Annotated in this window: 25 protein-coding genes; 19 read left to right on the top strand and 6 right to left on the bottom strand. The window is 61.1% G+C overall.

Annotated elements, in window-relative coordinates:
* The first annotated feature begins 9 nt into the window (after positions 1–9).
* Both EOC83_RS14830 and EOC83_RS14825 read left to right on the top strand, forming a co-directional pair.
* Positions 10–1,056: a UDP-glucuronic acid decarboxylase family protein gene (locus EOC83_RS14830; RefSeq protein ID WP_013533199.1), complete on the top strand. Its 1,047-nt coding sequence runs from the start codon at positions 10–12 to the stop codon at positions 1,054–1,056.
* A 93-nt stretch (positions 1,057–1,149) separates the two neighbouring features.
* Positions 1,150–1,335, top strand: coding sequence for a hypothetical protein (locus EOC83_RS14825; protein ID WP_013533200.1), 186 nt, complete (start codon positions 1,150–1,152; stop codon positions 1,333–1,335).
* Between the two features lie 10 nt (positions 1,336–1,345).
* Here the strand turns inward: EOC83_RS14825 and EOC83_RS14820 are convergent, their stop codons facing one another.
* The gene (locus EOC83_RS14820) at positions 1,346–3,088 is read right to left on the bottom strand and encodes a hypothetical protein (RefSeq protein ID WP_063170152.1); all 1,743 of its coding nucleotides are present in this window, start codon (positions 3,086–3,088) and stop codon (positions 1,346–1,348) included.
* Between the two features lie 155 nt (positions 3,089–3,243).
* Here EOC83_RS14820 and EOC83_RS14815 point away from each other — a divergent pair, with 155 nt between their 5' ends.
* From EOC83_RS14815 to EOC83_RS14770, 10 genes are all read left to right on the top strand, one after another.
* Positions 3,244–4,347, top strand: coding sequence for a myo-inositol-1-phosphate synthase (locus EOC83_RS14815; protein WP_013533202.1), 1,104 nt, complete (start codon positions 3,244–3,246; stop codon positions 4,345–4,347).
* The gene (locus EOC83_RS14810) at positions 4,344–4,940 is read left to right on the top strand and encodes a histidine phosphatase family protein (RefSeq protein ID WP_063170151.1); all 597 of its coding nucleotides are present in this window, start codon (positions 4,344–4,346) and stop codon (positions 4,938–4,940) included. The genes EOC83_RS14815 and EOC83_RS14810 overlap by 4 nt, the downstream gene beginning before the upstream one ends.
* Positions 4,941–4,954: 14 nt before the next feature.
* The gene (locus EOC83_RS14805; RefSeq protein ID WP_063170150.1) at positions 4,955–6,055 is read left to right on the top strand and encodes a glycosyltransferase; all 1,101 of its coding nucleotides are present in this window, start codon (positions 4,955–4,957) and stop codon (positions 6,053–6,055) included.
* Positions 6,055–6,858, top strand: a complete 804-nt coding sequence (locus EOC83_RS14800; protein WP_063170149.1) for a sugar phosphate nucleotidyltransferase — start codon at positions 6,055–6,057, stop codon at positions 6,856–6,858. Before EOC83_RS14805 ends, EOC83_RS14800 begins: the two co-directional genes overlap by 1 nt.
* Before the next feature lie 2 nt (positions 6,859–6,860).
* Positions 6,861–7,622 (top strand): TIGR04290 family methyltransferase, encoded by a 762-nt coding sequence (locus tag EOC83_RS14795; protein ID WP_013533206.1) that lies wholly within the window; start codon positions 6,861–6,863, stop codon positions 7,620–7,622.
* Complete coding sequence (locus tag EOC83_RS14790; RefSeq protein ID WP_063170148.1) at positions 7,615–8,547, top strand: hypothetical protein; 933 nt, start codon at positions 7,615–7,617, stop codon at positions 8,545–8,547. The genes EOC83_RS14795 and EOC83_RS14790 overlap by 8 nt, the downstream gene beginning before the upstream one ends.
* Before the next feature lie 7 nt (positions 8,548–8,554).
* Positions 8,555–9,703 carry a glycosyltransferase gene (locus EOC83_RS14785; protein ID WP_082826655.1) on the top strand — a complete coding sequence of 383 codons (1,149 nt, stop codon included), beginning with the start codon at positions 8,555–8,557 and terminating at the stop codon, positions 9,701–9,703.
* Positions 9,700–10,686 carry a GNAT family N-acetyltransferase gene (locus EOC83_RS14780; RefSeq protein WP_063170147.1) on the top strand — a complete coding sequence of 329 codons (987 nt, stop codon included), beginning with the start codon at positions 9,700–9,702 and terminating at the stop codon, positions 10,684–10,686. The genes EOC83_RS14785 and EOC83_RS14780 overlap by 4 nt, the downstream gene beginning before the upstream one ends.
* Positions 10,687–10,689: 3 nt before the next feature.
* Positions 10,690–11,604, top strand: a complete 915-nt coding sequence (locus EOC83_RS14775; RefSeq protein WP_063170146.1) for a class I SAM-dependent methyltransferase — start codon at positions 10,690–10,692, stop codon at positions 11,602–11,604.
* Between the two features lie 305 nt (positions 11,605–11,909).
* A complete protein-coding gene (locus EOC83_RS14770; RefSeq protein ID WP_081714227.1) occupies positions 11,910–12,086 on the top strand; it encodes a hypothetical protein in 177 nt (58 codons plus the stop codon).
* On the opposite strand, the gene EOC83_RS14765 is transcribed toward EOC83_RS14770, so the two are convergent.
* Positions 12,087–12,650, bottom strand: coding sequence for a sigma-70 family RNA polymerase sigma factor (locus EOC83_RS14765; protein WP_013533212.1), 564 nt, complete (start codon positions 12,648–12,650; stop codon positions 12,087–12,089).
* A gap of 290 nt (positions 12,651–12,940) precedes the next feature.
* On the opposite strand from EOC83_RS14765, the gene EOC83_RS14760 reads away from it, so the two are divergent.
* Positions 12,941–15,052 (top strand): catalase, encoded by a 2,112-nt coding sequence (locus tag EOC83_RS14760; RefSeq protein ID WP_063170145.1) that lies wholly within the window; start codon positions 12,941–12,943, stop codon positions 15,050–15,052.
* A gap of 74 nt (positions 15,053–15,126) precedes the next feature.
* Here the strand turns inward: EOC83_RS14760 and EOC83_RS14755 are convergent, their stop codons facing one another.
* From EOC83_RS14755 to EOC83_RS33215, 4 genes are all read right to left on the bottom strand, one after another.
* Positions 15,127–15,621, bottom strand: a complete 495-nt coding sequence (locus tag EOC83_RS14755) for a hypothetical protein (RefSeq protein WP_013533214.1) — start codon at positions 15,619–15,621, stop codon at positions 15,127–15,129.
* An 87-nt stretch (positions 15,622–15,708) separates the two neighbouring features.
* Positions 15,709–17,004: an Nramp family divalent metal transporter gene (locus EOC83_RS14750; RefSeq protein ID WP_063170144.1), complete on the bottom strand. Its 1,296-nt coding sequence runs from the start codon at positions 17,002–17,004 to the stop codon at positions 15,709–15,711.
* Positions 17,005–17,253: 249 nt separating this feature from the next.
* On the bottom strand, positions 17,254–17,508 hold the full coding sequence (locus tag EOC83_RS33220; protein WP_244514264.1) for a hypothetical protein: 255 nt from the start codon (positions 17,506–17,508) through the stop codon (positions 17,254–17,256).
* 6 nt (positions 17,509–17,514) lie between these two features.
* Positions 17,515–17,895, bottom strand: a complete 381-nt coding sequence (locus tag EOC83_RS33215) for a LysE family translocator (protein ID WP_244514263.1) — start codon at positions 17,893–17,895, stop codon at positions 17,515–17,517.
* A gap of 171 nt (positions 17,896–18,066) precedes the next feature.
* Here EOC83_RS33215 and EOC83_RS14740 point away from each other — a divergent pair, with 171 nt between their 5' ends.
* The 6 genes from EOC83_RS14740 to EOC83_RS14715 all read left to right on the top strand — a co-directional run bounded on the left by EOC83_RS14740 (position 18,067) and on the right by EOC83_RS14715 (position 25,679).
* Complete coding sequence (locus EOC83_RS14740; protein WP_027164032.1) at positions 18,067–19,077, top strand: ATP-dependent DNA ligase; 1,011 nt, start codon at positions 18,067–18,069, stop codon at positions 19,075–19,077.
* Positions 19,078–19,183: 106 nt separating this feature from the next.
* Positions 19,184–20,938, top strand: coding sequence for a thiamine pyrophosphate-dependent enzyme (locus tag EOC83_RS14735; protein ID WP_063170143.1), 1,755 nt, complete (start codon positions 19,184–19,186; stop codon positions 20,936–20,938).
* A gap of 94 nt (positions 20,939–21,032) precedes the next feature.
* On the top strand, positions 21,033–21,914 hold the full coding sequence (locus EOC83_RS14730; RefSeq protein ID WP_063170471.1) for a cytochrome c oxidase assembly protein: 882 nt from the start codon (positions 21,033–21,035) through the stop codon (positions 21,912–21,914).
* Positions 21,915–22,099: 185 nt separating this feature from the next.
* Positions 22,100–23,143 (top strand): cytochrome c oxidase subunit II, encoded by a 1,044-nt coding sequence (gene coxB, locus EOC83_RS14725; protein ID WP_335915454.1) that lies wholly within the window; start codon positions 22,100–22,102, stop codon positions 23,141–23,143.
* Entirely contained in the window at positions 23,140–25,080 is a 1,941-nt protein-coding gene (gene ctaD, locus EOC83_RS14720) for a cytochrome c oxidase subunit I (protein WP_063170141.1), read from the top strand. The genes coxB and ctaD overlap by 4 nt, the downstream gene beginning before the upstream one ends.
* Positions 25,077–25,679 (top strand): cytochrome c oxidase subunit 3, encoded by a 603-nt coding sequence (locus tag EOC83_RS14715; protein ID WP_013533222.1) that lies wholly within the window; start codon positions 25,077–25,079, stop codon positions 25,677–25,679. Before ctaD ends, EOC83_RS14715 begins: the two co-directional genes overlap by 4 nt.

Genomic DNA, 25,679 nt, shown 5'->3' with positions numbered 1-25,679 from the left:
AAAACGGCGATGCGACAAACACGAAACGCGCGAAGGGCAAAGGCAGTGCTTGTTGCCGGCGGTGCGGGATTCCTCGGTTCGCATCTTTGCGAAACATTGCTCCGCAACGGCTGGCGCGTGATCTGCGCCGACAATTTTCTGACTGGGCGCATGGAGAACATCATCTCGATCATGGACCATCCGGGTTTCCGGTTGATCGAGCAGGATATCTGCCGGCCATTGGATCTCGGCGAGCCCGTGGAGCGTATCTTCAACCTGGCATGCGCTGCCTCGCCGCCGCGTTACCAGGCCGACCCTATCCACACCACGCGAACCTGCGTGATTGGAACGCTCAACCTGCTCGAACTCGCTGTCCGATATGACGCGCGGCTGCTACAGGCCTCGACGAGCGAAGTGTATGGCGATCCGGAACAGCATCCCCAGAGGGAGGATTATGTCGGCCACGTGAACTGCACCGGTCCGCGCGCCTGCTACGACGAGGGCAAACGCACCGCCGAAACGCTTTGCTTCGACTATCTGAGAGCCGGCAAAGCCGACGTGCGCGTCGCGCGCATCTTCAACACCTACGGTCCGAGAATGGATCCGGCGGACGGCCGCATCGTCTCGAACCTGATCATGCAGGCGCTCGAGAAACGTCCCCTGACGATCTTCGGCGACGGCTTGCAGACGCGATCCTTCTGCTATGTCTCCGATCAGATCGATGGATTGAGGCGCCTGATGGATATCGATCCCAATCCAGGCAAGCCGGTCAATCTGGGCAATCCCGGAGAATTCACCATCGTGCGACTGGCTGCGTTGGTGAAGGCGATGACGGGTACCAAATCGGATCTGAGATTTCTACCGCTGCCGCAAGACGATCCTCGGCGCAGGCAGCCCGATATTTCGCGTGCAAAAGCGCTGCTCGGCTGGACGCCGAAGGTGCCCCTCAACGAAGGGCTCAAGCTGACGATCGATTATTTCGCAGCTCTCGAAGGCAGCCGCATCGGCGATCAGATGACGGGCTTTGCCAAAAGAGCGAGGCCCGCACCCGGAGGGCTGCAGAACCTTCCGGCGTGATGCGAGATGGCGCCGAACCTTTCCCGAGATCGTGCGGAACATCCGCCCAGGCTTGTGGTTTGGCAGAAGGACCCGATATGGAGGATCACCCTCATGCAACCCAAGCGCCCCTCGAGGGATATCGACCAGATGGCCGAACGCGAGACCGCTGCCTATCTGCGGCGCGCCTCGATTACCTATCTCGAGTGCTGCGTCAGCCTGATGATGACGCATCTGCAGCGCGAGGAAGTGGCCACTATTCTCGAGCAGGAAGCAGACATGCTGCGAAGGCTGGACTGATCGGAAACGATCATATCCGGCATTCGTCCAGGAACCGTATCAGCGGCATCCTATATCGGTCTGCCATCTCGGCCAACCTTGTTTTTTCCCCGCCGTCCTCGGATTGCGCAGCCGTGCTCCAGAGCCCGAGTTGGAATGCCAAATAGCATGGTTCGAAAAAGCCGATGTGGTCATGGTCGATGGCAAGTTCCATTCCCTCGACCAAGGTCCTCACATCGCTGTCGGACAGTCCATACTCGACGCGGGCGCCGGCAATGTCCCACTCGATCGGTTGGCAGCCGATCAAATCATGTGCCCGGCAGTGGTCAACAGCATCTGTCTTGAGCACCGTGCCATCTGCACGAACGAGAAACTCCCACGGTTGAAGCTTTCCGTCGATTTCAACGCGCTGCAGCACATGCGCGGAGGTCGGTTTCGAGAGCCAACCGCGCAACGTCGCTGCGCGTTTCTCGTCCAAGGCTTCCGACGCATTGGAAACAGCCATCTCCGCGAGAGCAAGCAATGATGCACCCGGTTCGCAAGTTCGAAGATTGAGCGCACGCCAGGTCAGGTAGTTTGTGAGCTCCGCGATCAGTTTTTCCCTGGGCAGCGGCGCCTGATCCATCGTGCTGCCATCAATCCACCGTTCAACCAGAAAGCCATGGCAAAGCGCGACAACTTGCGATCCGAACCCGGCTTCATGCAACATCGCCGCGGCTCGTTTCTTGCGGAGTCCGGTTTCGCCGAGGCCGGCGAATTTGACGAGCCAGCGGTCACGCCCTGCGGACGCCAGGAATTTACGCCGCTCGGTACCGCGTGGGCTCGGCGGCCAGCGTCCTTCGTCGGCATAGTGGGCGGCCCGCCACTCGCCACCAGATAGTTCGGTCAGGTTTAATTCCGGCCTGCCGACCGCCTCGGCCACCCAATCGCGCAGCGTGGGAATTTTCGAGCTTTCGGAGAAGGTGCATTCAAACGCCGTCGCCACATGTTTCGGACAGCGCGACCACGTTTCCCGAGCCTCCGGCGACGCTTCGCTGCCCGGGCCGCCTGAATGGCTGGGAAACAGGTGAATGCGGTCCGTATCGACATCCAGTTCACGCAGCCAAACGACAACGGCATGCATCGAACTGCCGGACAGGCCGGGACCCTCGTCGACAACGGCGAAACGCGCCGATGGATTGTTCTTCCAAGCGGTGATCGACCGCGGATCGGCGTTGATGTGCCTGTGGAAGGGATGGCCGATCGGACGAACGCTGAATGGCGCAGGCGCGCCAATCGAGGCCGCCACCATAGCTGCGAGCCCAAGGCCAATGCTGCGGACACCGATAACGCATGTGTTCGCATCGAGCCCCGACTTCTGCGCCGCGTCCAAATAGCTTTCGGGATAAAGCGCATAATGCGCATAACCCTCAGCGGAGCCGGTCAGAACCTCGGCCTGACAGTCGAGCCCGGCCAGCAGCTTGAGAAGTCCCGGATCGATGCCACCGCCAACGTTGAAACCGCTTCGCCACGACTTCGCTACCTCTGCCGCAAGCCCGACCAGCAGCCTGGCGCCTTGCTGTTGCCGTGGCGAAAAAATGTCGATGCCGCAGGTTCCGAAATCGACGTCGGCAAGCGCCTGAACCAGCTCCGACACGCTGATGAACAGTCCGACCAATGCAGCATGGCGTCGGATGCCATGAGACATCCGATCAAGTCTTACGGCCATTTCGCCTGCTGCTTCGCGAAGCTGTTGTGCGTCCTGCGTCCGCTTGTGGTCGCCGTAGACGATCATCGATCGGTTTCCAATGCTTGCCGTGCGGGAACGCATCGGATGCGGCTTCGATCCATGCTGTCTCGCGCAATTTTTCGATGGGTGGAGGAACATTCCGGCAAGCTGATGGTTCGGCGCCAGGAACTTACCTTTGAACAACATAGGGTGGCGGTTTCGTGGGATCGAAAAAGGTTCGTGTTGGTATCGTTGGGGTCGGCAATTGCGCATCCTCCCTGGTGCAGGGCCTCTCGTTCTATCGTCACGCTAAAAGCAACGAACCAATCCCTGGGCTGATGCATGCCGACCTCGGCGGTTACCACGTCGACGACATCGAGATTGTCTGCGCATTCGATGTCGCCAAGAGCAAGGTTGGCCTCGACGTCGCGGAAGCGATCTACGCCGCCCCCAACAACACGTTCCGCTTTGCCGACGCCATGACAACCGGCGTTCGCGTCGAGCGCGGACCGACGCTGGACGGGATCGGCAAATATTTGCGCGACGAGATTGAAGAAGCTCCCGAGCCGGTTGCCAATGTCACCGAGATCCTGCGTGACAGCAGCGCTGACGTGCTGGTTTCCTACCTGCCGGTGGGTTCCGAGGAGGCGACCTGCTTCTATGCCGAATGCGCACTCGAGGCCGGCTGCGCCTTCGTCAATTGCATACCGGTCTTTATCGCCTCACGTCCGGAATGGCGACGGCGCTTTGAGCAGCGCGGGCTGCCGCTGGTCGGCGACGACATCAAGAGCCAGGTCGGCGCGACCATCGTGCATCGGTTGCTAGCCAATCTCTTCCGTGAACGCGGCGTACGCATCGACCGCACCTATCAACTGAATTTCGGCGGCAACACCGATTTTCTCAACATGCTGGAACGCGAGCGGCTGGAATCGAAGAAAATCTCCAAGACACAGTCCGTGGCCAGCCAGTTCGATGTTCCCCTGGAGCCGGGCAACATCCATGTCGGCCCGAGCGACCATGTGCCTTGGCTCACCGATCGCAAGTGGGCCTATATAAGGGTCGAAGGCACGACCTTCGGCGGCGTGCCGCTCAATGCCGAGCTCAAGCTGGAGGTCTGGGATTCGCCCAACTCGGCCGGCGTGGTGATCGATGCGGTACGCTGCGCCAAGCTGGCGCTCGATCGCGGCATAGCCGGCGCGCTGACCGGTCCCTGCAGCTATTTCATGAAGTCGCCTCCGGAACAGTTCACCGACGCCGAAGCGCGGCAGCGCACGCTCGCTTTTATCGCAGGCAAGGACGAGCCTTTGCTCGATGCCGCAGAATGACGACGACCTTCTTTCTGATCCGCCATGCGGCACACGAAAATGTCGGCTCCTATCTGGCAGGCCGTATGGACGGCGTTTGCCTCGGCGATGCCGGTAAGGCGCAGGCAACGCAGCTTGGCTGCCGCATGGCCCGGGAGCCCATCGTCGCGATCTTGTGCAGCCCGCGCGAGCGTACCCGAGAGACGGCGCTGCCAATTGCGCTCGCCTGCGGTGTCGGAGAAATCGCGATCTGCGCCGAACTTGACGAGATCGACTTCGGCGACTGGTCGGGAAAGACTTTCGATGAGCTGAATGGCGACGCCAGCTGGCGAGCCTGGAATGATCAGCGGCAAGTGGCAAGGACACCGAGTGGCGAGACCATGCACGATGTCCAGCAGCGCGTCGTCGCGGTGATGAATGCTGTCCACGAGCAGCATCCGAATCAGTGTGTCGCCCTGGTCAGCCACGCCGATGTGATCAAGGCCGCCGTCTGCAAGGTCCTTGGCTTGCCGGCCGGCGACTGCTTTCGCTTCGACATCGATCCCGCTTCGATCACGACGATCGTATCGGGGGACTGGGGGGCGAAGCTGATCCGATTGAACGAAGTTGCCTGACGAGGATTTGCCGGATGCAGATGGTCATTTTCGGTCTTACCGTCACGTCTTCATGGGGCAACGGCCATGCCACCTTATGGAGGGGACTGATCCGAGCCCTCGCCCGGCGCGGCTGGTCCGTTACCTTCTTCGAACGCGACACGCCCTACTATGCCGGAGCGCGCGATCTTGATCGCCTGGACGGCGGCAACGTCGTGCTCTACCCGGACTGGGAGGACATCCGCCGGGTCGCGGAGCAAACAGTCAAACAATCGGATGTCGTTATTGTCACCTCTTATTGTCCCGACGCCGTGGACGCCTCGCGGCTGGCGCAGCAGGCAGGCCGCGGACTGCGTGTGTTCTACGATCTGGACACTCCGGTCACGCTTGCCCGCATCGAACAAGGTGAGCGTCCACCCTATTTCGGCCCTGAGGGTCTTGCCGATTTCGACCTCGTCCTGAGTTACACCGGCGGCTCGGCGGTCGACGCGCTGAAGACGGTTCTGGGTGCGCGCCATGTGGTGCCGCTCTATGGGCACGTCGATCCCGACCAACACCGGCCGGCAGAGAAGCGGGCCGAATTCGCCGGTGATCTGTCCTATCTCGGGACCTACGCGGCGGATCGCCAGGCCGGCGTCGAAAAGCTGCTGGTCCGCACCGCCGCGCGTCTACCGGATCAGCGCTTCATCATCGGCGGCGCACAGTATCCGCAGGAATTCCCGTGGGGCGACAACATCTTCTTCGTCAGGCATCTGCCACCGGCCGATCATCCGGCGTTTTTCTCATCCTCCCGACTGACGCTGAATGTCACCCGCGAGGCGATGGTGCAAAAAGGCTGGTGTCCTTCGGGCCGGTTGTTCGAAGCGGCGGCATGCGGGGTGCCGATCATAACCGACACCTGGCCTGGCCTGAGCAGCTTCTTCGAACCCGGCAGCGAGATCCTGCTGGCCCACGACACCGATGACGTGGTCGCGGCGCTCGCCTTGCCGGCAGATGAACTCGATGCCATCAAAACCCGTGCGCGCGAACGGGTTCTGGATGAACACACTTCTGCCCGGCGCGCGGCGGAGCTGGACCACATTCTAAACGACGCCTTTCAAAGATCTCCCCGCGAACCGATGATGGAAGCAGTCTGATGTTGGGCATTGTGCCCGCTGCCGGGCGCGGCAGCCGCATTCAACCGCTCGGCTTCTCGAAAGAGCTGCTGCCGGTAGGCAGTCGGATCGATGGACAGACGGAGCGTCCCTGCGCGGTGAGCGAGTACCTGGTGCGGCGGATGGTGCGCGCCGGCGTCGACAAGATCTGTTTCATCATCGGATCGGGCAAATCCGACATTCTCGAATATTACGCCGCCGGCTATGGTGACGCTGCGGCTCTGTTCGTGGTGCAGCCCAACCCTGTTGGACTTTGCGATGCGATTTTTCGGGCAGCGCCTCTCGTCGCGCCCGACGAGACGGTTTTGATTGGTTTGCCCGATACGATCTGGTTCCCCGAGGACGGCTTCTCCTGCCTGCCGGATAGTTCCCTATCGTTTCTGCTCTTCCCGGTGGACCGCCCGGAATTTTTCGATGCCGTGGTTCTCGACGAGGGAGATCGGGTGAAGGAAATTCTGGTCAAGCGGCAAGACGCTGCCACGAACTGGATCTGGGGGGCGTTCAAGATGCCGGGCCGGATCTTGCACCAACTCGCTGCACTCTGGCGTGAACGGGACCGGCGTGACGAATATATCGGCACCCTGATCAATGCCTATCTGGCTGCCGGCGGTGAAGCCTACGGTGTCAGGGCCGGAGTCTCCTACGTCGATGTCGGCACCTTCAACGGCTATCGCACGGCTCTTCGGCTGCTCGAAGAGGGCGTCGCATCCGAACAACGCCAAACCGCCATGCTTGTGGGTGGAGCACACCCGCATGTGCCTGTCGTTCCCGGCGAAGGAGCCTGACCATGCTGCATTCCCATGCCGAAATCCGCCGCCGTATCGATGCTCTCGGCCCATGGTTCCACAACATGGAACTGGCCGGTGTCGAAACCGCTCCCAACCATTTTCTCGGCAATTACCCGCTGATCAAATGGCGCAAATTCGCCGAGGCCATTCCCGCGGATCTGACAGGCAAGACGGTGTTGGATATCGGCTGCAATGCCGGCTTCTATTCCATCGAGATGAAACGGCGAGGTGCTGCCCGTGTCCTCGGCATTGATTTCGATGAGGCTTATCTGGCGCAGGCCCGCTTTGCCGCCGAGATCGCCAATTGCGAGATCGAATTCCAGAAACTGTCGGTCTACGACGTCGGCGCCCTGCGCGAAACATTCGATATCGTGCTGTTCATGGGGGTGCTTTATCACTTGCGCCACCCGTTGCTTGCGCTCGACCTTATCCGTGAGCATGTCGCCGGTGATCTGATGATCTTCCAGTCCATGCAGCGCGGCAGCACCGATCTTCCCGAGATGGAAGAGAACTATCATTTCTGGACGCATGACCTGTTCGACCGGCCGGAATTTCCCAAGCTCCATTTCATCGAGCACCGCTATGCCGACGACCCGACCAACTGGTGGATACCCAATCGAGCCTGCACCGAAGCGATGCTGCGCAGCGCCGGTTTCGAGATCGTTCTGCACCCTGAGCAGGAGGTCTATTTCTGCCGGGCCGCAGGCGACCCGGCCAGTGGCGGTCCCGTCTACCCCTCGAAAGGACAGCGCCATGATTGAAGCCGCGATGATCTGGAACGAGCCCAACAACAAATCGCATTGGGATCCCGAGCTCGACCCCGACTGGAGCCGCTTCGCCAGGATGGCAATCCTGGCGGCGGACGCAATCGCATCTGAAAACCCGGCTTTGACCAAAGTGCTCGGTGGCATCTCGCCGATAGACCCGGGATTCATCACCCGCATGAAGGAATTCGGCGTGCTGGATCATGTCGACGCCGTCGCCGTGCACGGCTTTCCGCTCGACTGGAACCTGTGGCAAATCCAGGAATGGCCGCAGAAGATCGGCGAGATCGCGACCGTCACCGACCTTCCCATCTGGGTCAGCGAAGTCGGCGTATCGACCTTCGGCGCCGAGGAAATCCAGGTCTGGGGGCTCAAGCGAACAGCTGAATTGCTGCTCGGCAATGCACCACGCGTCCAGTGGTACAGCCTCTACGATCTTCCGCGTGAATGGGAAGCAACGACGCGTCACCGCGAAGCCGAAGGCTCCTCTTATTACCGTCATTTCCATATGGGGCTGCTGCGCCAGGACGGCACGCCAAAGCCCGCGCTGGAGGAATTCCTGCGCTATACACCCGCAATGGGACTGGTGCAGTGGTTTCATTTCGAAGATCCGCGGCTGGACGACGCTGTCGCCTGGCTGAAGCGGCTGGGTGTCACCAATATGCGTACCGGGCTTTCCTGGGCGGACAGTTTTCGGCCGAATGCGCTGGACTGGTTCGACCGGCAGATGGAAGCACTCGCCGATTTCGACGTGACGGTCACCTTCTGCTTCACACCTCAGCATCGCGGAATGATGCCCCACCACACCAGCCCGCCACTGGTGCCGGAGGAGTTCGCGGAATTCTGCTCAACCATGATCCGCCGCTATGCGCCTGGCATGACATCCGCCTCGCTCCCCACGCGGCGGGCCTCGGCCGCGTGAAATCGTCATGCTGCCCATGCATCAGATGCCGGACTTCGCAACACCACTGACAGGTGGGGATGCGGCGCAGGGCACCGGGACGCAACCGGCCGCGACACTCACCGTCCTCAATGTCGCCTACCCTCTCGCGCCCGTCGGACCCGACGCTGTCGGCGGTGCCGAACAGGTTCTGTCGATGCTCGATCGGGCGTTGGTTCACGCCGGCCATCGATCTATCGTCATTGCTTGCCGTGGCTCCAGCACGAGCGGCACGCTTGTGGAAATACCGGCCGAAAACGGCATGCTCGACGAGGCGGCGAAGCGCCGCGCGCAAGAGGCCCATCGCAAAGCGATCGCCGCTGCCCGCGCCCGATGGCCCATCGATGTGGTTCATCTGCACGGCATCGATTTCGACGCTTATCTGCCCGACGATGGTCCGACCTTGGTGACCCTCCACCTGCCGTTGGATTGGTATCCGGCCGCGGCATTGCGCCCGACGCGTGGCGACCTCTGGCTTCATGCGGTCTCACCCAGCCAGCAGAAAACCGCGCCATCAGGCGCCAGGCTGACGGCACCGATTCCGAACGGCGTCGACATCCAAGCACTGAACCTGCCGCAGCCGAAGCGCGACTTTGCCCTGGTTCTGAGCCGGGTTTGCCCGGAGAAGGGCATTCACCTGGCGCTCGATGCAGCCAAACTAGCAGGCGTTCCGCTGGTCGTCGGCGGTAAGGTCTATCCCTACGAAACGCATACGCGGTACTTTCGCGACGAGGTCCAATCTCGCCTCGATGGCCGCCGCCGCTTCCTTGGCCCGCTCGGCTTCACCGCCAAGCGACGCTTTCTCAACGCAGCGCGCTGTCTGGTCATTCCGAGCCTCGCAGCCGAGACCAGCTCGCTTGTGGCCATGGAGGCCCTCGCCTGCGGGACCCCGGTAGTCGCCTTTCCAAATGGTGCGCTTCCCGACGTCATAGAGCACGGCAGGACGGGCTTTCTCGTCGACACGGTCGACGAGATGGCCCAAGCCATTCTTGCGGCGCCCAGCTTGGATGCCGAGACATGCAGGGCGGAGGCGCGACGGCGATTTTCGCTGGAACGGATGATCTCGTCTTACATGGATGCCTATCAGGCGCTGGCACAGCTTGGCACTGGTCGCCGGCGCTTGGCTGCGACGCCGTGAGCAAAGCGGTGCTGCGCTGCGAAATCATCGGTGACCCCGCGCAGTTCGACGCCTTGACGCCGCACTGGTGGAAACTGTGGCAGCAGAGTCCCTCGGCGACGCCGTTTCAATCTCCCGCCTGGCTGGTGCCATGGTGGCACGCATTCGCACCCGGTGAACTGGCGACAGTCGCGGTCTGGCGCGGCGGCGATCTGGTCGGGCTGGCGCCGCTCTATCTCGAGCACGGGACGGCCGGTTCGAAGCTGCTTCCGGTCGGCATTTCGCTCAGCGACTATCTGGACATCCTGGCTGTCCCTGGGATCGAAGCCGAGGTTGTCGGCATTATCAGCGAGTCGATCTTCTCGATCGGGTGGGCGCAATGGATCTTGTCGGACTTGCCGCAGGACAGCGTCGCCCTTGCGATGAAGCATCCCGAGATGGATCGGCCGACCGCCCATGCCGCCTGCCCCGTGCTCGCCATCGCCGGCGACGAAACGCTGGCAGGCTGCGTCCCCGCAAGACGCAGACGCCAGTTGCGTCGGGCGCGCCAGGCGGCATCAAGATGCGGCCGGATTGCGCTGTCATCGGCAAACGGCAGTCCGCAAACCTTCCTCGATCAATTGATCCGCCTGCACAATGTGCGATGGGCCGAACACGGAGGGGGTGTGTTGGCCAACCCCGCCGTCGAGCAATTCCATCGGCTCTCGCTTCCCTTGCTCGATGCTCATGGTCTGGTGCGATGCTGGCTGCTCGCGATCGATGACAGGACCATCGGTGCCTATTACGGATTTCACCACCGCGGCCGTGCCTACGCTTATCTGGGTGGGTTCGACCCTGCTTATGCCGAGGAGAGCCCGGGCGCGATCCTGATTGGCCACGCAATCGTGGAGTCGATCCGTGAAGATGCGCGCGAGTTCGATTTCCTGCGCGGCCAGGAGGCCTACAAATATGGCTGGGGCGCCGCCGACAGGTGGACGATGCGCAGGGTCTGGACGCGGAGTTGACCCATGAGTGTAACCGCACCGAAAGGCGCCCAGCGCCGGACATCGGTCAGGCTGGCGGTTGAAGACTGCATGGCCGACGGTATTTGCGCCGAAGGTGTTCTCGTCAGGCTGGCGCTCCACCTGCCGCCCACAATTGGGGCAGCGGAATTGGCGGAGGTCGTGCTGAAAGTCCGTCCGGCGGATACCGGCGACGCGGCAAGATTGCGGAAGGTCGCCGGACTGCTGCGCTGCAAACCAGACGTCTTTGCCATGTTGCGAGCGACGGGCGGCGCCGTTCGCCATGAGCGCAATGAGGACGAGACGAATGCCGCTGTCGTCATGCGGCTGGCGTCCAGCTTCGATGCCGCGGCAGCGATTTCGGGAGCCGCGAGTGTCCAACTGGCATCCCTCGGCGATGTGGAAAGGCTCACAGCCACGACCAACGAAATCGTCGCATGGCTGGAAGCCCGAGAATTCACCGGAAGGGAACGGAGCATTCTCGACATCGGTTGCGGCATCGGCCGTTTCGAGCGTGCGCTGTGCAGATCCTTCAAGCGGATGGTCGGTATCGATATATCGTCGCGAATGATCTCCATCGCCTCAGAGCAATGCGCCGCACTCGGCAATGTCGAGTTACGACAAACCTCCGGTCTCGATCTGGCCGATTTCGACGATGCCAGTTTCGATTGCGTGCTGGCGGTCGACAGCTTTCCCTATCTGGTTCTGGCCGGCATGGCAGAGCGGCATTTCGAAGAAATTGCGCGCGTTCTGAAACGGCCGGGCTGGCTCGCCTTGCTGAACTATTCCTATCGCGGATCGCTTTTCTCAGACCGCGACGATATCGGCCGTCTGGCGCAAGCTCATCAATTGCGGGTCCTCATCGACGGTGAGAAGCCGTTTCGATCATGGGATGGCAACGCTTTTTTGCTCGCTCGGTGAGACGGAACATTACAGCACGATGCCAGTTCGGATGTCGAGCAAAGGGCACCAACGAGTGTCCTCGATTCGAAGGAGGAGCGCGGGCTGGACGGCAATCGGATCAAGTCCGAAGGATTACGCCGCTAATCGATTGCCGAAGGACTGAACGCCACCGCGCGGGCCTGTGGTCCGCGGGGCGACCAAGGAGCAAGGAAATAAACCTGTGCAAGGGTCCGCCGGTCAGCTTCTCGGCGGTGGACACAGGCTTGTAATGCCGGGCGCTTATCACCACACTACGATCAAGGGACCGCTATCAAGAGAATGTGATGTCTCGTTCGAGCGACGATACCGCGGATCCGCATGTCGAGATGGCGGTGGATCGGGAGATTGCCTCCCTGCTGGCAGCCATAGAGCAGGAAAAGATTCCGGACCGCCTCACCAAGCTGGCGATCGAATTGCAGAACGCGCTCGTCGAGAAGCGTCGGCGCGACGTGAACAACTGACTATCTGCGGCTGTCGACCTCGACGTCGAGCTGACCGTCCGACAGCTGGTTTCTCCTCTCCATCAATGTCTCCAGCGAACTCTCCCCTAGGAGTTCAAGGATGTTGGCGCGCGCACGGTTCAGGCGGCTTTTGACCGTCCCGACCGCGCAACCGCATATGTCGGCGGTTTCCTCGTAGCTCACTCCCAAAACGCCGATCAGCATCAGCACCTCGCGTTGGTGTTCAGGCAGTCTTTGAATGGCGCCGTGAACTTCCCTGCTCTGAACGGTCCATTCCTGGGTGGCTTCCGAAATTGGTCTCGAAGAGGCGCAGTCGAGCAGGCCTGGCGCCTCCCGGGCAGCGATCTTGACCCGGGTATAATAGGTGTTGCGCATGATGGTGAAGAGCCACGACTTCATTCGCGTACCGGGTTCGAACTTGTCGATGTTGGCGAGACCCTTGGTCAGTGTCTCCTGCACGAGATCGTCAGCATCGTCGGGGACGCGGCAGAAGGTGCGGGCGAATGCCCGCAGGGCGGGTATCAGGTCAACGATGGAAACTTCATTGGTTTCCTGGTCGGCCAAAAGGCAGCCTCCGGATGACAATGGTCCAGCTCCCAGCAGAAAGAGTGTGTGAACGCAGCCTCAGCTAAATGCATGGAAGTTTGGTTCGTTCCTCTTGCTGGAGACAACTCTTCATAATTCTTCGCGGGCGGAGATATCTGTCATGCGATCGGCGCATACCATCACCGCAGCAGCGACGCCTCCTTCGACAGTGGTATCTACAGCGTCCGCTTTTTTACGGGAACAAAGCCGTTCACCGGCAGTTTGATGGCTTGCCACTTTAACCTTCCAGTATCGATCGAGGACCTGTCATGGCCAAATCCGCTCGCCCCTCCGCTCGCCAATCGGCAAGTGGACTGGATCAGAATAGCGCGCGCGGAAATGGCGGCGAGTTGCACCAGGTCGCGGGAGACGACACGCCTGTCCTTACCACGGCGCTCGGAACGCCTGTCTCCGACGACCAAAACACATTGCGGATCGGTGAACGCGGACCATCGCTGATCGAAGACTTTCACTTTCGCGAGAAGATTTTCCACTTCGACCACGAACGCATCCCGGAACGGGTCGTCCATGCCCGCGGCTATGGCGCGCATGGTTATTTCGAGACCTACGACTCACTGGCCAAATACACACGTGCCGACATTTTCCAGCGAGCTGGTGAAAAGACGCCGGCATTCGTTCGTTTCTCGACGGTTGCCGGCAACAAGGGCTCGTTCGATCTCGCCCGCGACGTGCGCGGCTTTGCGGTCAAGCTCTACACCAAGGAAGGCAATTGGGATTTGGTCGGCAACAACATTCCGGTCTTCTTCATCCAGGACGCCATCAAGTTTCCCGATCTGATCCACGCCGCCAAACAGGAGCCCGACCGTGCTTTTCCGCAGGCACAGACGGCGCACGACAATTTCTGGGACTTCATCAGCCTGATGCCGGAATCGATGCACATGGTGATGTGGATCATGTCGGATCGCGCCATCCCGCGTTCCTTCCGCTTCATGCAAGGCTTCGGTGTGCATACGTTCCGCCTCGTCAACGCCAAGGACGAATCCACCTTCGTCAAGTTCATCTGGAAACCCAAGCTCGGCATGCAATCGGTGGTCTGGAACGAGGCGGTCAAGATCAACGGCGCCGATCCCGACTTCCATCGCCGCGATCTGTGGGAGGCCATACAGGCCGGCAATTTCCCGGAATGGGAGTTGACGGTGCAACTGTTCGATCAGGCGTTTGCCGACAGTTTTGACTTCGATATCCTGGACGCAACGAAGATCATTCCCGAAGAGGTTCTCGAACCAATTCCGGTCGGTCGGCTGGTGCTCGACCGGATGCCGGATAATTTCTTCGCCGAGACCGAGCAGGTTGCATTCATGACGCAGAATGTGCCGCCCGGAATCGATTTCTCCAACGATCCGCTTCTGCAGGGCCGCAACTTCTCCTATCTCGATACCCAATTGAAGCGGCTGGGCAGTCCGAACTTTACCCATCTGCCGGTCAATGCGCCGAAGTGCCCGTTCGCCCATTTTCAACAGGACGGGCACATGGCCATGCGCAATCCGGCCGGTCGCGCCAACTATGAACCTAACTCATGGGGACTGGGACCGCGCGAGGATCCGCAGCGTGGCTTCCGTTCTTTCTCCGATGCCGAACAAGGGCAGAAAGTACGTCTGCGCGCGGAGAGCTTCGCCGATCACTACAGCCAGGCCCGGCAATTCTTCAACAGCCAGACACCACCGGAGCAGCGTCACATCGCGATGGCGCTGACGTTTGAACTGAGCAAGGTCCAGGCACCGGCGATCCGCGAACGCATGGTTTCGCATTTGTTGAACATCGATGAAACGCTGGCGACCACGGTCGCCGACAAGCTCGGCATCCGTGACATGCCCGAACCTGCCGAAGCCGCCGTTCCACCGCGCGATGACTTGCCGCCGTCGCCGGCGCTCAGCATCATCCAAAACGGGCCCGACAGTTTCGAAGGCCGCAAAGTCGGTGTCATGCTCAGCGATGGAGCCGATGTCGCGCTGTTCGAGGAACTTCGTTCCGCCATCGAAGCGGAAGGCGCGGTGATGGAGGTGGTTGCGCCCAAGGTGGGCGGCGTCGAAGCCGCCGACGGCACCCACATCGAGGCAAGGCACATGATCGACGGCGGTCCATCCGTTTTGTTCGACGCGGTGGTGCTGCTCCTCTCCGAGGCGGGCGCCGAGCTACTGGTCACGGAGGCCGCTGCGAAGGATTTCGTGTCTGATGCGTTTGCGCATTGCAAGTTCATCGGCTTCACCTCCGGGGCCGAGCCGCTCCTGATCAAAGCAGGCGTCGCTCCCGATGCCGATGAGGGGCTGAGGCGGCTGGATTCGGCAGCTTCGGTAGCTGCGTTTGTGCAGTCATGCCGCAAACTGCGGCTCTGGGCGCGGGAGGCGGCTGTCAAACTTTGATGCGATGGCGTCAGCTGTTTCCGTTGGCGCGTCCGCACTCTTTGGTTTGCCGCCAACCCAGCCGGCACCGCGGTCTACGAGCGATCTTCCTTGCTGGACGCTTGTCGCCGCTGCTTCTCCAGAACCTCGTCGGTCCCAACCAGCTTCTTTGCTCCGCCTGAAATGGTCGTGGACACCACCGAAGGCGGATCGCTCGCGGGAAAGGAATCCTCCAACCCCGCCTGCAGTTGGTCCTCGAGCGTGCGTGGTTCTTCGGACCGGCCGGGCGTTCTGCGCGTGTCGATCTTCTCCAGCGACTGTTTCTTTTTCGGCGAATCGTTGGCGTTCCGGACCAGGGCGTAAAGCTGCTCGATCGCGAGTTCCTTGATCGTTTCGAAATCGGCCCGATCGTCCTTGGCAGCCTCGATTTGATCAACCATGGCTTTCTCGAAGCGGTCGAGGCTGTCGCCTCCGCAGGCATGGGAAAGGCGCAACAGGGCTTCGTTCAGCATCAACGGAGCGAAATGTGCTGAAGCTTCAAGCCTGAGTTGCCTTAAACGGTCCGGAGTTGCGGCCTGCAACTTTGACATGGACAACCTCCTTTCTCCCACAAGCGTCTCAACGGGATTTGACCGCCGATGTTCCACCGTGCCTGAACATCTGTCATGCCATGCGAGCTACAGGAACCAGCTTGCCACCAATCCCGCCGACGCCGCAAAAATCGCCAAGGTCGTCACGCCGCCCAGGATGTTCGTGCTTGTGCTGTTGACCTTGTCGCCCATGATCTTGCGATTGTTGGTCATGATGAGGATGAGAAGCAGCAGCGGCGGCGTTGAAAATCCTTGCACGATGCCGGACCAGACGAGAGCTTTCATCGGGTTGAAGCCGAAGAAATTGAGACCCACCGCCACCAGCGTTATGACCCCGATCGCGATGTAGAATTTGGGAGCCTGCCGGGGTTTGGCATGCAGGCTATTCTTCCATCCCATCGCCTGGGCGAAATCGAAAGCAGCGCCAGCGGTCATGATCGGCACGGCCAGGAAGCCGACGCCAATTACACCGGCCGCAAAGAGAATGCCGGCAGCGTCGCCGGCAAGCGGCCGCAGCGCTTCGGCCGCCTGTGCCGCTGTCTCGATCTGCGTGTGTCCGGCCTTGTAGAGCGTCGACCCGGTCGAAAGGATGATAAAATACATGATCAGATTGGAGAACGTCATGCCGATTAGGATATCGCGGCGGGATCGGCGCAGTTCACCCTCGGTGGCGCCTTTGCGCTCTTCGAGGCTCGTTCGACCCTTGGCGATCTCCTCCTCCACCTCCTGATTGGACTGCCACGTGTAAAGGTATGCGGAGAGAGTGGTCCCGACGATGGCGACGAGGATGGACAGGTACTCTCGGCTGAACTCGATTTGTGGCAACAGCGTGCCACGCAGGATGGAAGCGGCATCCGGTTTGGCAAGCACCGCGGAGACCACATAGGCAAGCAGAGCCAGAGCCAGCCACCGGAACACATTTCGGATCAATTTGTACGATCCGAGCACCTGCAGGGCAAAAATGACGACCGCAACGGCAGTGACGACCAACGGAGCAGGCAGCGGAACGAACAGCACAATAGCCGCCGACATGGCGCCAAGGTCGGCGGCTGCCTCGATCGTGTTGCCAATCAGCACGCCCACCAGCACGGACCATAGCAGCCAACGCGGATAGAGGTCCGATATGACCTGGAAAAGCCCGCGACCCGAAACCTGGCCAAGTTTGGATGAAAGGTAGACGACGAGATACATCATCGGCAGCGTGACAGGTGCCGTCCACAGCAGGTCGGGGCCGAACCGCGCTCCGGCGCTGGCGTAGGTACCGATGGCCGAGCAGTCGTCATCGGCCGCGCCGGTGATCAGGCCAAGCCCAAGAGCCCGAACGACGTCGCCCCCTTTTCGCCTGCTTTCCCTTTGGCCAGCATTCTCAGGCGGCTTGTTCATTGAAGGCGCGTCTTTACCGAGGCCACGCAAGAAATCATGACGAACATTCCAATCGGATGGCGATGAAGCGTTGCAGCTGCATTGAGATCGAGGTTCGAACCTCCGGTCAGGTTTTTTGTTCCTGGACACGGTCCCGGCCCGCAACGGCGGCGGAGCCGAACGTCAAAGCGAATGCTCCGTCCCCCTGAAGAAGACAATGCTTGTGTCGAAGCCAATCCTTCAGGCGACGTGGCAAGCTATTTCTTCAAGTCAGCGGCTCGTACTGCCGCCGATCACCATCCGCACGCCGAGGCCGATAATGAGACAGCCGGCGAGCCGCTGCTGCCAAAGCCTTGCGCGAGGGTGCCGCATGACCCATGCGCCGACCGCGCCCGATGCCAAGGCGTAGGCTCCCAGCACCAGCACACCGGTTATCTTCTGTGTTGCGCCAAGCAGCACCAGTTGCAACGTGACGGAGCCCCTATGCGGGTCGACAAATTGCGGCAGGAACGCAACCATGAACATCAAAGGCTAGGGATTGCTCAGATTGGCGATCATTCCTTCCCGGGCGGCGGCGAGCGGCCGCAGGGCCTTGATGTCACCTGTGGGAATGGTTGCCGAGGCTGAAAGCAGCAGCCGGAAACCCAGCCACATGATATAGGCCGCCCCGGCCCATCGAAGCAGATTGAACGCCACCGGCGAGGCGTGGACAAGCGAAGACAGGCCGAATGCAATCAGCGGAAGCTGCACCAGTCCGGCGCCCAGCGTCATGCCGAGTACCGTGAACAACGCCACGCCGCGCCCGTGTCCGATGCCGCGGGCCATCACCAGCATGCTGTCGGGGCCTGGCGGCACCTGCATCAGAATGACGGTTCCGACAAAAGCTGTCCACAATGAGAGGTCGATGGGCATCTCCTTTCGCGCCGCCGATGACATCAAAGCGGCCAGCCGTCACCGGGTTCCGGCGGCAAATGAAAATGTCCATCGTGAAGAACCTCCATGAACCCGTCAGATGGAACGCGGTGCAGTCCTGGAAGTTGAAAAGCCGGAGCCGTTCCTGAACCGGTTTTGGAGGCCTGATCCGTGCATGAACCGATAAACGCCTTCCCGCTCCCGCTGGATACGTCTCCGATGGAGGCCAGGCTTGCCGATGCAATCCCAAGGGATGGGAACCGCTGGCAGTACGAGCCTAAATGGGACGGATTCCGCTGCCTTGCTTTCAAGAGCGACGACACCGTTGACCTGCGCGCCAAATCCGGCAAGCCGCTCGGCCGCTATTTTCCGGAAATCACGGAGATCCTGCGTGACCTCAAGCGCGGGCATTTCGTCATCGACGGCGAGATTGTCATCGAGGTGGACGGTGAGCTTTCCTTCGAGGCGCTGCAGATGCGTCTTCACCCGGCACAAAGCAGAATCCGCAAACTGAGTTCGCAGACGCCTGCCAGTCTGATCCTCTTCGACATGCTTGCCAGGCCGGGCGGCGAGGTCATCACCGGCAAACCACTTGTCGAAAGGCGGCGAGCGATCGAGGACTTCGTGACCTCCTCGAACAGTCCGGATCTTCGCCTGTCGAAGTGCACTTATGATGCAGCGACGGCGGCTCGATGGCTGAACGGGGCCGGCCATGCATCGACCGACGGCATCGTGGCCAAAGTGCTCGACGAGCATTATCTGTGCGGCGAACGTGCGATGGTGAAGGTAAAGCCGAGGCGCACCGCCGATTGCGTTGTCGGCGGTTTCCGCTATCTCGCGGGTAGCCGTGAGGTCGGCTCACTGCTCCTCGGCCTCTACAATGACGACGGCAAGCTCGATCACGTCGGCTTCACGTCGACCATCGCCAGGACCGACAGAGGAGCGCTCACGCGCCGGCTGGAAGGGCTGCGGTCAGAGCCCGGATTCACCGGCAAGGCGCCCGGCGGCCCGAGCCGCTGGAGCACGGAGCGCAGCGGACAATGGGAGCCTTTGGAACCTGAACTGGTGGTGGAGGTCCGCTTCGACCACGTCACCGGCAATCGGTTTCGCCATGGCACCAAACTGCTGCGCTGGCGCCCCGACAAGGCGCCACGGCAATGCACGTTCGAGCAGATCGAATAAACCGCCCCAGGAAGATCGCCCCAGAAACCTGTCACGATTTATTGCGACGAAGGAACCAACTCGGGATTCACCGGTTCGGACACCATCCACCCGGAGCTACCCTGACATGCCGAATGCAGCAGAAATTCTGATCGACACACTCGTCGCCTGGGACGTGGAGGTGGTGTTCGGCTTGCCGGGAGACGGCATAAACGGGGTCATGGAAGCGTTGCGGACGCGGCGCGACAAAATTGCCTTCGTTCAGGTCCGGCATGAAGAGTCGGCTGCCTTCATGGCATGTGCATATGCCAAGTGGACAGGAAAGCTGGGCGTGTGCCTTGCGACGTCCGGCCCCGGCGGAACACATCTTCTGACCGGCCTCTATGACGCCAAGCTCGACCAGGCTCCGGTGCTGGCGATTACGGGCATGCAGTTCCACGATCTGATCGAGACGTTCACGCAACAGGATGTCGATCTGACGCGCGTGTTCAACGATGTCTCCGTTTATAACGCCCATGTTGCCGATGCCGCGCATATGGAAAACGTCGCCAGCCTTGCCTGCCGAACGGCGCTGGCGCGCAAGGGCGTCGCCCATCTTTCGATTGCCAGCGACATCCAGGAGCAGGAGCGTGATCCGTCGAAGCGCTCCAAGCGCAATCGCCCGGCGCACACGCCGCAGGATATGTTCGCCGGTCACAGCGTACCGCTGGACGTTGAGCTCGACAAAGCCGCCGCCATTCTCAATGACGCTTCGCGGGTTGCGATCTTGGCCGGGCGCGGCGCCATCGGCGCGGCCGCCGAACTCGAACACACGGCGCGCCTGCTGCAGGCGCCTGTCGCGAAGGCTTTGCTGGGCAAGGCGGTGCTGCCGGACGACCATCCCTACACCACCGGCGGGATCGGCATTCTTGGAACCCTGGCTTCGCAAGAGGCGATGGAGAACTGTGACGCGGTGCTGATTGTCGGTTCGACCTTCCCCTACATCGAATACTACCCGCAGCCCGGACAGGCCCGTGGCGTCCAGATCGACTGCGATGCGCAACGGATCGGCTTGCGCTTTCCGGTCGAGGCCGGCCTCGTCGGCGACGCGGCCGAGACATTGCGCGCGCTCAACCAGCGCCTGACGCAAAAGCCCTCCGATGAATTCCTGCGCCGTTCCCAGGAGACCATGAGAAAATGGCGCGAGATGATGCGGCAGTCGGAAGACATGCAGGCGCAACCATTGAAGCCACAAGCGATTGCCCGGGCGTTCGGACAAAGATTGGCGGACGACACAGTGCTGGCCACGGATTCCGGTCAGAATACGGAGCTGGCCGCCCGCCATGTCGATCTTCGCAGCGGCCAGGCATTTGGGGTGTCCGGATCGCTGGCGTCGATGGCTTGCGGTCTGGCCTACGCCATCGCTGCCGGCATAGCGTTTCCCGGTCGACCGATTGCCGCCATCGTCGGCGATGGCGGCTTTGCCATGCAGCTCGGCGAATTCTCGACGGCGGTGCGCTACAAGATCCCGCTCAAGGTTCTGGTGATCAAGAACAACATGCTCAATCAGATCGCCTGGGAGCAGATGATGTTTCTGGGCAACCCGCAATTCGGTTGCGAATTGCAGCCGATCGATTTTGCCAAGGCGGCAGAAGCAATGGGCGCAAAGGGTTTTCGCATCGAGCGGGCCGATCAGATCGAGACGGTTCTCGACCAGGCTTTCGCCACGCAAGGCCCTGTCGTGATCGAAGCGCTGGTAGATGCCTATGAGCCGCTGATGCCGCCCAAAATGCCGGCAGACTACGCCAAGAACTTCCGCCAGGCCCTGCCGCGGACGCCGGGACACGAACGCATAGAAGAAAATATCGCCCGTGAGCCGGCGAAATCGATGATGGATGCCTAGAGGCGGCGCAGGGAGGTGGAACAGCGCGCCTCAGTGGCTTCATTCTGAATCTTTCCAGATGAACCCGCGCTCTTCCGGGTGACGGATGCGGATCATGAGCTTCGACGCGCTCTTTTCGACCTCGATTTGCTATGGCAACGGCGCTCCGCAGGCTGGTTGGACTCTGGCGCTACCCATCACATTGCCACTGGCGGCAATCCTTTTGCTGTATGTTGCCGGCGCTGGCCGGCTGTGGCGACGGAGCGGACGTGGACGTCGCTTGCGATCGCGGCAGGCCTTGCTGTTTGCTGCCGGCTGGTCCGTCCTGGCGTTCGCCTTTGTAAGCCCGATCCATGCATTGAGCGAACATGTGTTTGCGGCGCACATGATCGAGCACGAATTGCTGATGGCGGTCGCAGCGCCTCTGCTGGTTGCCTCCCGCCCGACGGCGGCGATGATGTGGGCCCTGCCGGTACAGCTGCGCCAGATATTCGGAGTGGCTGGACATGCAAATGCGCTTCGGGCGGTCTGGGCGTTCATCAGCCGTCCTGTGGTCGCGACCGTCCTGCACGGAGCCGCGATATGGATCTGGCATGTCCCGGCGCTGTTCGAGGCTGCCCTCCAGCAGGGCTTCCTGCACTATGCCCAGCACGCGAGTTTCCTCGGTAGCGGGCTTTTGTTCTGGTGGGTGCTGCTGCCTCGCCTTGGCCGCGAGCAGGCTTGCGGCAATGCCGTGATGCATCTTTTCTTCACCTCCCTCCACACCGGGCTGCTCGGGGTGTTGCTCGTCGTCTCGCCCAGGCTGTGGTATCCGGATAATGCGATCGGCTCGGATTTATGGGGGCTCAACCCGCTCGAGGACCAGCAACTTGCAGGCTTGATCATGTGGATTCCCGCCGGCCTGATCTATGGCGGAGCCGCACTGCTCCTGGTCGCTTTCTGGATTCAAACGAGCAGTCCGCGGCAACAGGCTTTCCAGCAGTTGCGCATCGTCTAACCCGCACCGCTTCGCGTCGGTTTTCAGCCGGGGGGTGTTGCCAAGCATCCTTTTTCAGTCAGCCGCGTTATGGCCTTGGCAACGATGGTGGATCCTTCATGGCGAGGTGCATGAGTCCGTTGGCCAGCTCTCGCAGGCTGACACGACCGCGAATGTCGCTTGCCCCCACATGTCCTAGGCAAATCTTGCCTGGCACCGTTCAGGGAACGGCCGCGCAACGGCGTTTGAGGGCGATCAGCGCAGCGCCGATATTGGCCTTGGCAGGATGCGGCGACAAGCAATCGGCCCTCCATGCACACGGTGCGAATGCCCGGAGAATCCTTGATCTGATCTGGTCTTTCAGCGCAATCGCAGTGGCCACGTGGCTGCTTGTCATGTTGATCCTGGCGGCAGCGCTTTTGCGTCGTCGCCTGTCCGAGACAACGCGCTCGCCGCTCGAGATCGATTCTCGTCAGGAGCGCCGATTTACCCGCGCTGTCGGCAGCGCCATTGCGTTGACCGTTCTGGTGCTCGTCATGATGACGATAGCGAGTTTTTTCGCCGGCAAATCCATTGCTTCGCTGAGTGGAACGGAAACGCTTGCCGTGCGCATCACCGGGCACCAATGGTGGTGGGAGGTCCGGTATCCCGGAGATGATCGGTCCCAATCGATCGTCACGGCAAATGAAATCCATGTCCCGGTTGGCGAACCGGTCAAGGTCGAACTCGATTCGCTCGATGTCATTCATAGCTTCTGGGTGCCGAACCTTGCCGGCAAGCGCGATCTCATTCCGGGCCGGCCGAGTGAGCTCACACTCGTCGCCGATAAGCCCGGCATCTATCGTGGCCAGTGTGCCGAATTCTGCGGCTATCAGCACGCCCATATGGCCATCACCGTCATCGCGGAAAGCCGCGAAGCGTTCGAAGCATGGCAATCCAGGCAAAACGCCGTCGCATCCGCGCCTGGCGGCGACGAAGAGCGCCGCGGCCAACAGGCATTTCTGTCCACCGGCTGTGCGCTCTGCCACACGATAAGAGGCACGCCTGCCAGCGGAACGGTGGGACCTGACCTAACTCATCTCGCCAGCCGACGCGCACTGGCCGCGGATACGCTCGCCATGACCCCTGGCGCGCTCGCCGCCTGGATCGCCGATCCACAGTCGATAAAGCCCGGCGCCAAGATGCCGCGCATTGCCCTTAGCGCCGACGATCTCAACGCGGTCGTCACCTATCTCGGAAGCCTCGAATGAGTGGCCTTGCGGGAAAGCCGGCCGAGCACACTCAGGAGGCCCTGAAAGGCATCCGTGACACCGGTCTCGAAGAGGTGAGACTGCGCGCCTTTCTGGCGCATGCCTGGCGAACGCCGAAAGGCTTCTACGGCTGGCTGGTCACGGTCGATCACAAGCTGATCGGACGGCGCTATATCGTGACGGCTTTCCTGTTTCTCATCCTTGCGGGTCTGTCAGCGCTCGCCATGCGCTTCCAGCTTGCCCAGCCTGAGGCCGGCCATATCGGTCCCGATCTCTACAACCAGCTGTTCACCATGCACGGCACGACGATGATGTTTCTGTTTGCCGTGCCGGTGATGGAAGCTTTCGCCATTTACCTGGTGCCGCTGATGATCGGCACTCGCAATGTCGCCTTTCCGCGGCTCAATGCATTCAGCTACTGGGTCTATCTTTCCGGCGGGCTGATGATCTGGATCGCCTTCGCCTTCGAAACCGGTGCGGATGCCGGCTGGTTTTCCTATGTGCCGCTCGCCGGACCCGAATATGGCGTCGGCAAGCGCCCCGATTTCTGGGCGCAGATGGTGACCTACACCGAAGTGTCCGCCCTCGCGGTAGCGGTCGAGATCATCGCGACAGTTTTCAAACAACGTGCCCCCGGCATGTCGCTCGACCGCATCCCGCTCTATGTCTGGTCCGTCCTCGTTACGGCTTTCGTCATCCTGTTCGCCATGCCGGCCGTGATGGTCTCGAGCACAATGCTGATCCTCGACCGCCTGGTCGGCACAAAATTTTTCGACCCCGTAGCAGGCGGCGATGCACTGCTGTGGCAGCATCTGTTCTGGTTCTTCGGCCATCCCGAGGTCTATATCATCTTCATTCCGGCGACCGGCTTCGTTTCCGCGATCCTGCCGACCTTCGTTCGCCGCCCGGTGTTCGGCTATCTCGGGATCGTGCTGTCGTTGATCGCGATCGGTTTTCTTTCCTTCGGCCTGTGGGTGCACCACATGTTCGCTACCGGCCTGCCGCAACTCGGCGAGAGCTTCTTCACCGCTTCCTCGATGATGATCGCCATTCCGAGCGGCGTTCAGATCTTCTGCTGGATTGCGACGATCTGGGGCGGCCGGCCGATCTTCGCCACGCCCATGCTTTTCGTTCTCGGCTTCATCTTCACCTTTGTGATCGGCGGCCTGACCGGCGTCATGGTCGCCTCGGTGCCGCTCGACCTGCAGGTGCACGACACCTATTTCGTGGTTGCCCATTTCCATTATGTGCTGGTCGGGGGCGCCGTCTTCCCCCTGCTCGGCGCCGTTTATTACTGGTTTCCCAAGATCACCGGACGCATGCTGTCCGAGAGGCTCGGCCGCTGGAATTTCTGGCTGGTCTTCCTCGGGTTCAATCTCACCTTCTTCCCCATGCATATTCTCGGTCTGCAAGGCATGCCGCGCCGCGTTTATACGTATCCGCCGGCGAGCGGCTGGGGCGAGATGAACCTCTTCATCAGCCTCTCTTCGCTGGTGGTGTTCGCGGGCTTCGCGCTTTTCTTCCTGAATCTCTTTCTCAGCCTCCGCAACGGCCGCATTGCAGGAGACAATCCCTGGGGCGCGAGCACGCTCGAATGGGCGACGACGTCGCCGCCGCCCTCCTACGATTTTTCGCGGCTGCCCGTGGTAACTCACCGCGAACCGCTTTGGGCCGAGCCCGATGTGCTCCCAGTGGTCGAAGGTCTGCGTGTCGACGCCCGCGAGGTGCTCGCCGGTACGGTCGCCGATGCGATGCCGCAAGTAAGGGTACCATCGGCTGACAACTCGATCTGGCCGTTGCTGTCGGCCATCGCAGTCGGCGGCGCATTTCTCGGTTCGATATACACGCCGTGGGCGGTGGTCTGGGGAGCGATCCCGGTTTCGATCGGCTTTATCTGCTGGTTCTGGCCGAAAGGCGAACCGGAGGACGAGGAATGAGGCACCGCCCCGTCGCCGACGTCAGTCACCTGCCCACATACGATTTCGGGTCAGCGAGCCCGATGTGGTGGGGAACCCTTGCCTTCATTGCCCTCGAGGCAACCGGTTTTGCCTTGGCGATAGGCACTTACTTCTATCTGGCCGTGCTGGCCCGGCATTGGCCCATTGGGGCCCCTGCGCCAGATCTGCTGCCGGGGACGGCAGTACTGGTTATTCTGGTTGCGAGCGTCGTGCCCAACCACATGATCGAGGTTTGGGCACGTCGCCAGGACCTGGCGAAAGTTCGCCTTGGCATGGTCGTCATGTCGATCGTCGGCATTCTTCCGCTGATCGTTCGCATCTGGGAATTTCCGGCTCTGCGGATTTCCTGGGATCAGAACGCTTACGGATCGATCGTCTGGTTCCTGCTCGGGCTGCATACGACGCATCTCCTTACCGATGTCGGCGACACGATCGTCCTGGCGGTTCTCATGTTCACGCAAAAAGGCAAGGCAGGCCGCCGCTTCAGCGACGTCTCGGACAACGCCTTCTACTGGGACTTCGTCGTCGTCTCATGGGTCGTGCTCTATCTTGTTATCTATTGGGCTCCGAGGATGTGA

Source organism: Mesorhizobium sp. Primo-A (assembly GCF_003997175.1).
GTDB lineage: Bacteria > Pseudomonadota > Alphaproteobacteria > Rhizobiales > Rhizobiaceae > Mesorhizobium > Mesorhizobium ciceri.
The sequence above is the reverse complement of the archived record's forward strand: the minus strand, read 5'-3'. Positions and strand labels throughout refer to the sequence as shown.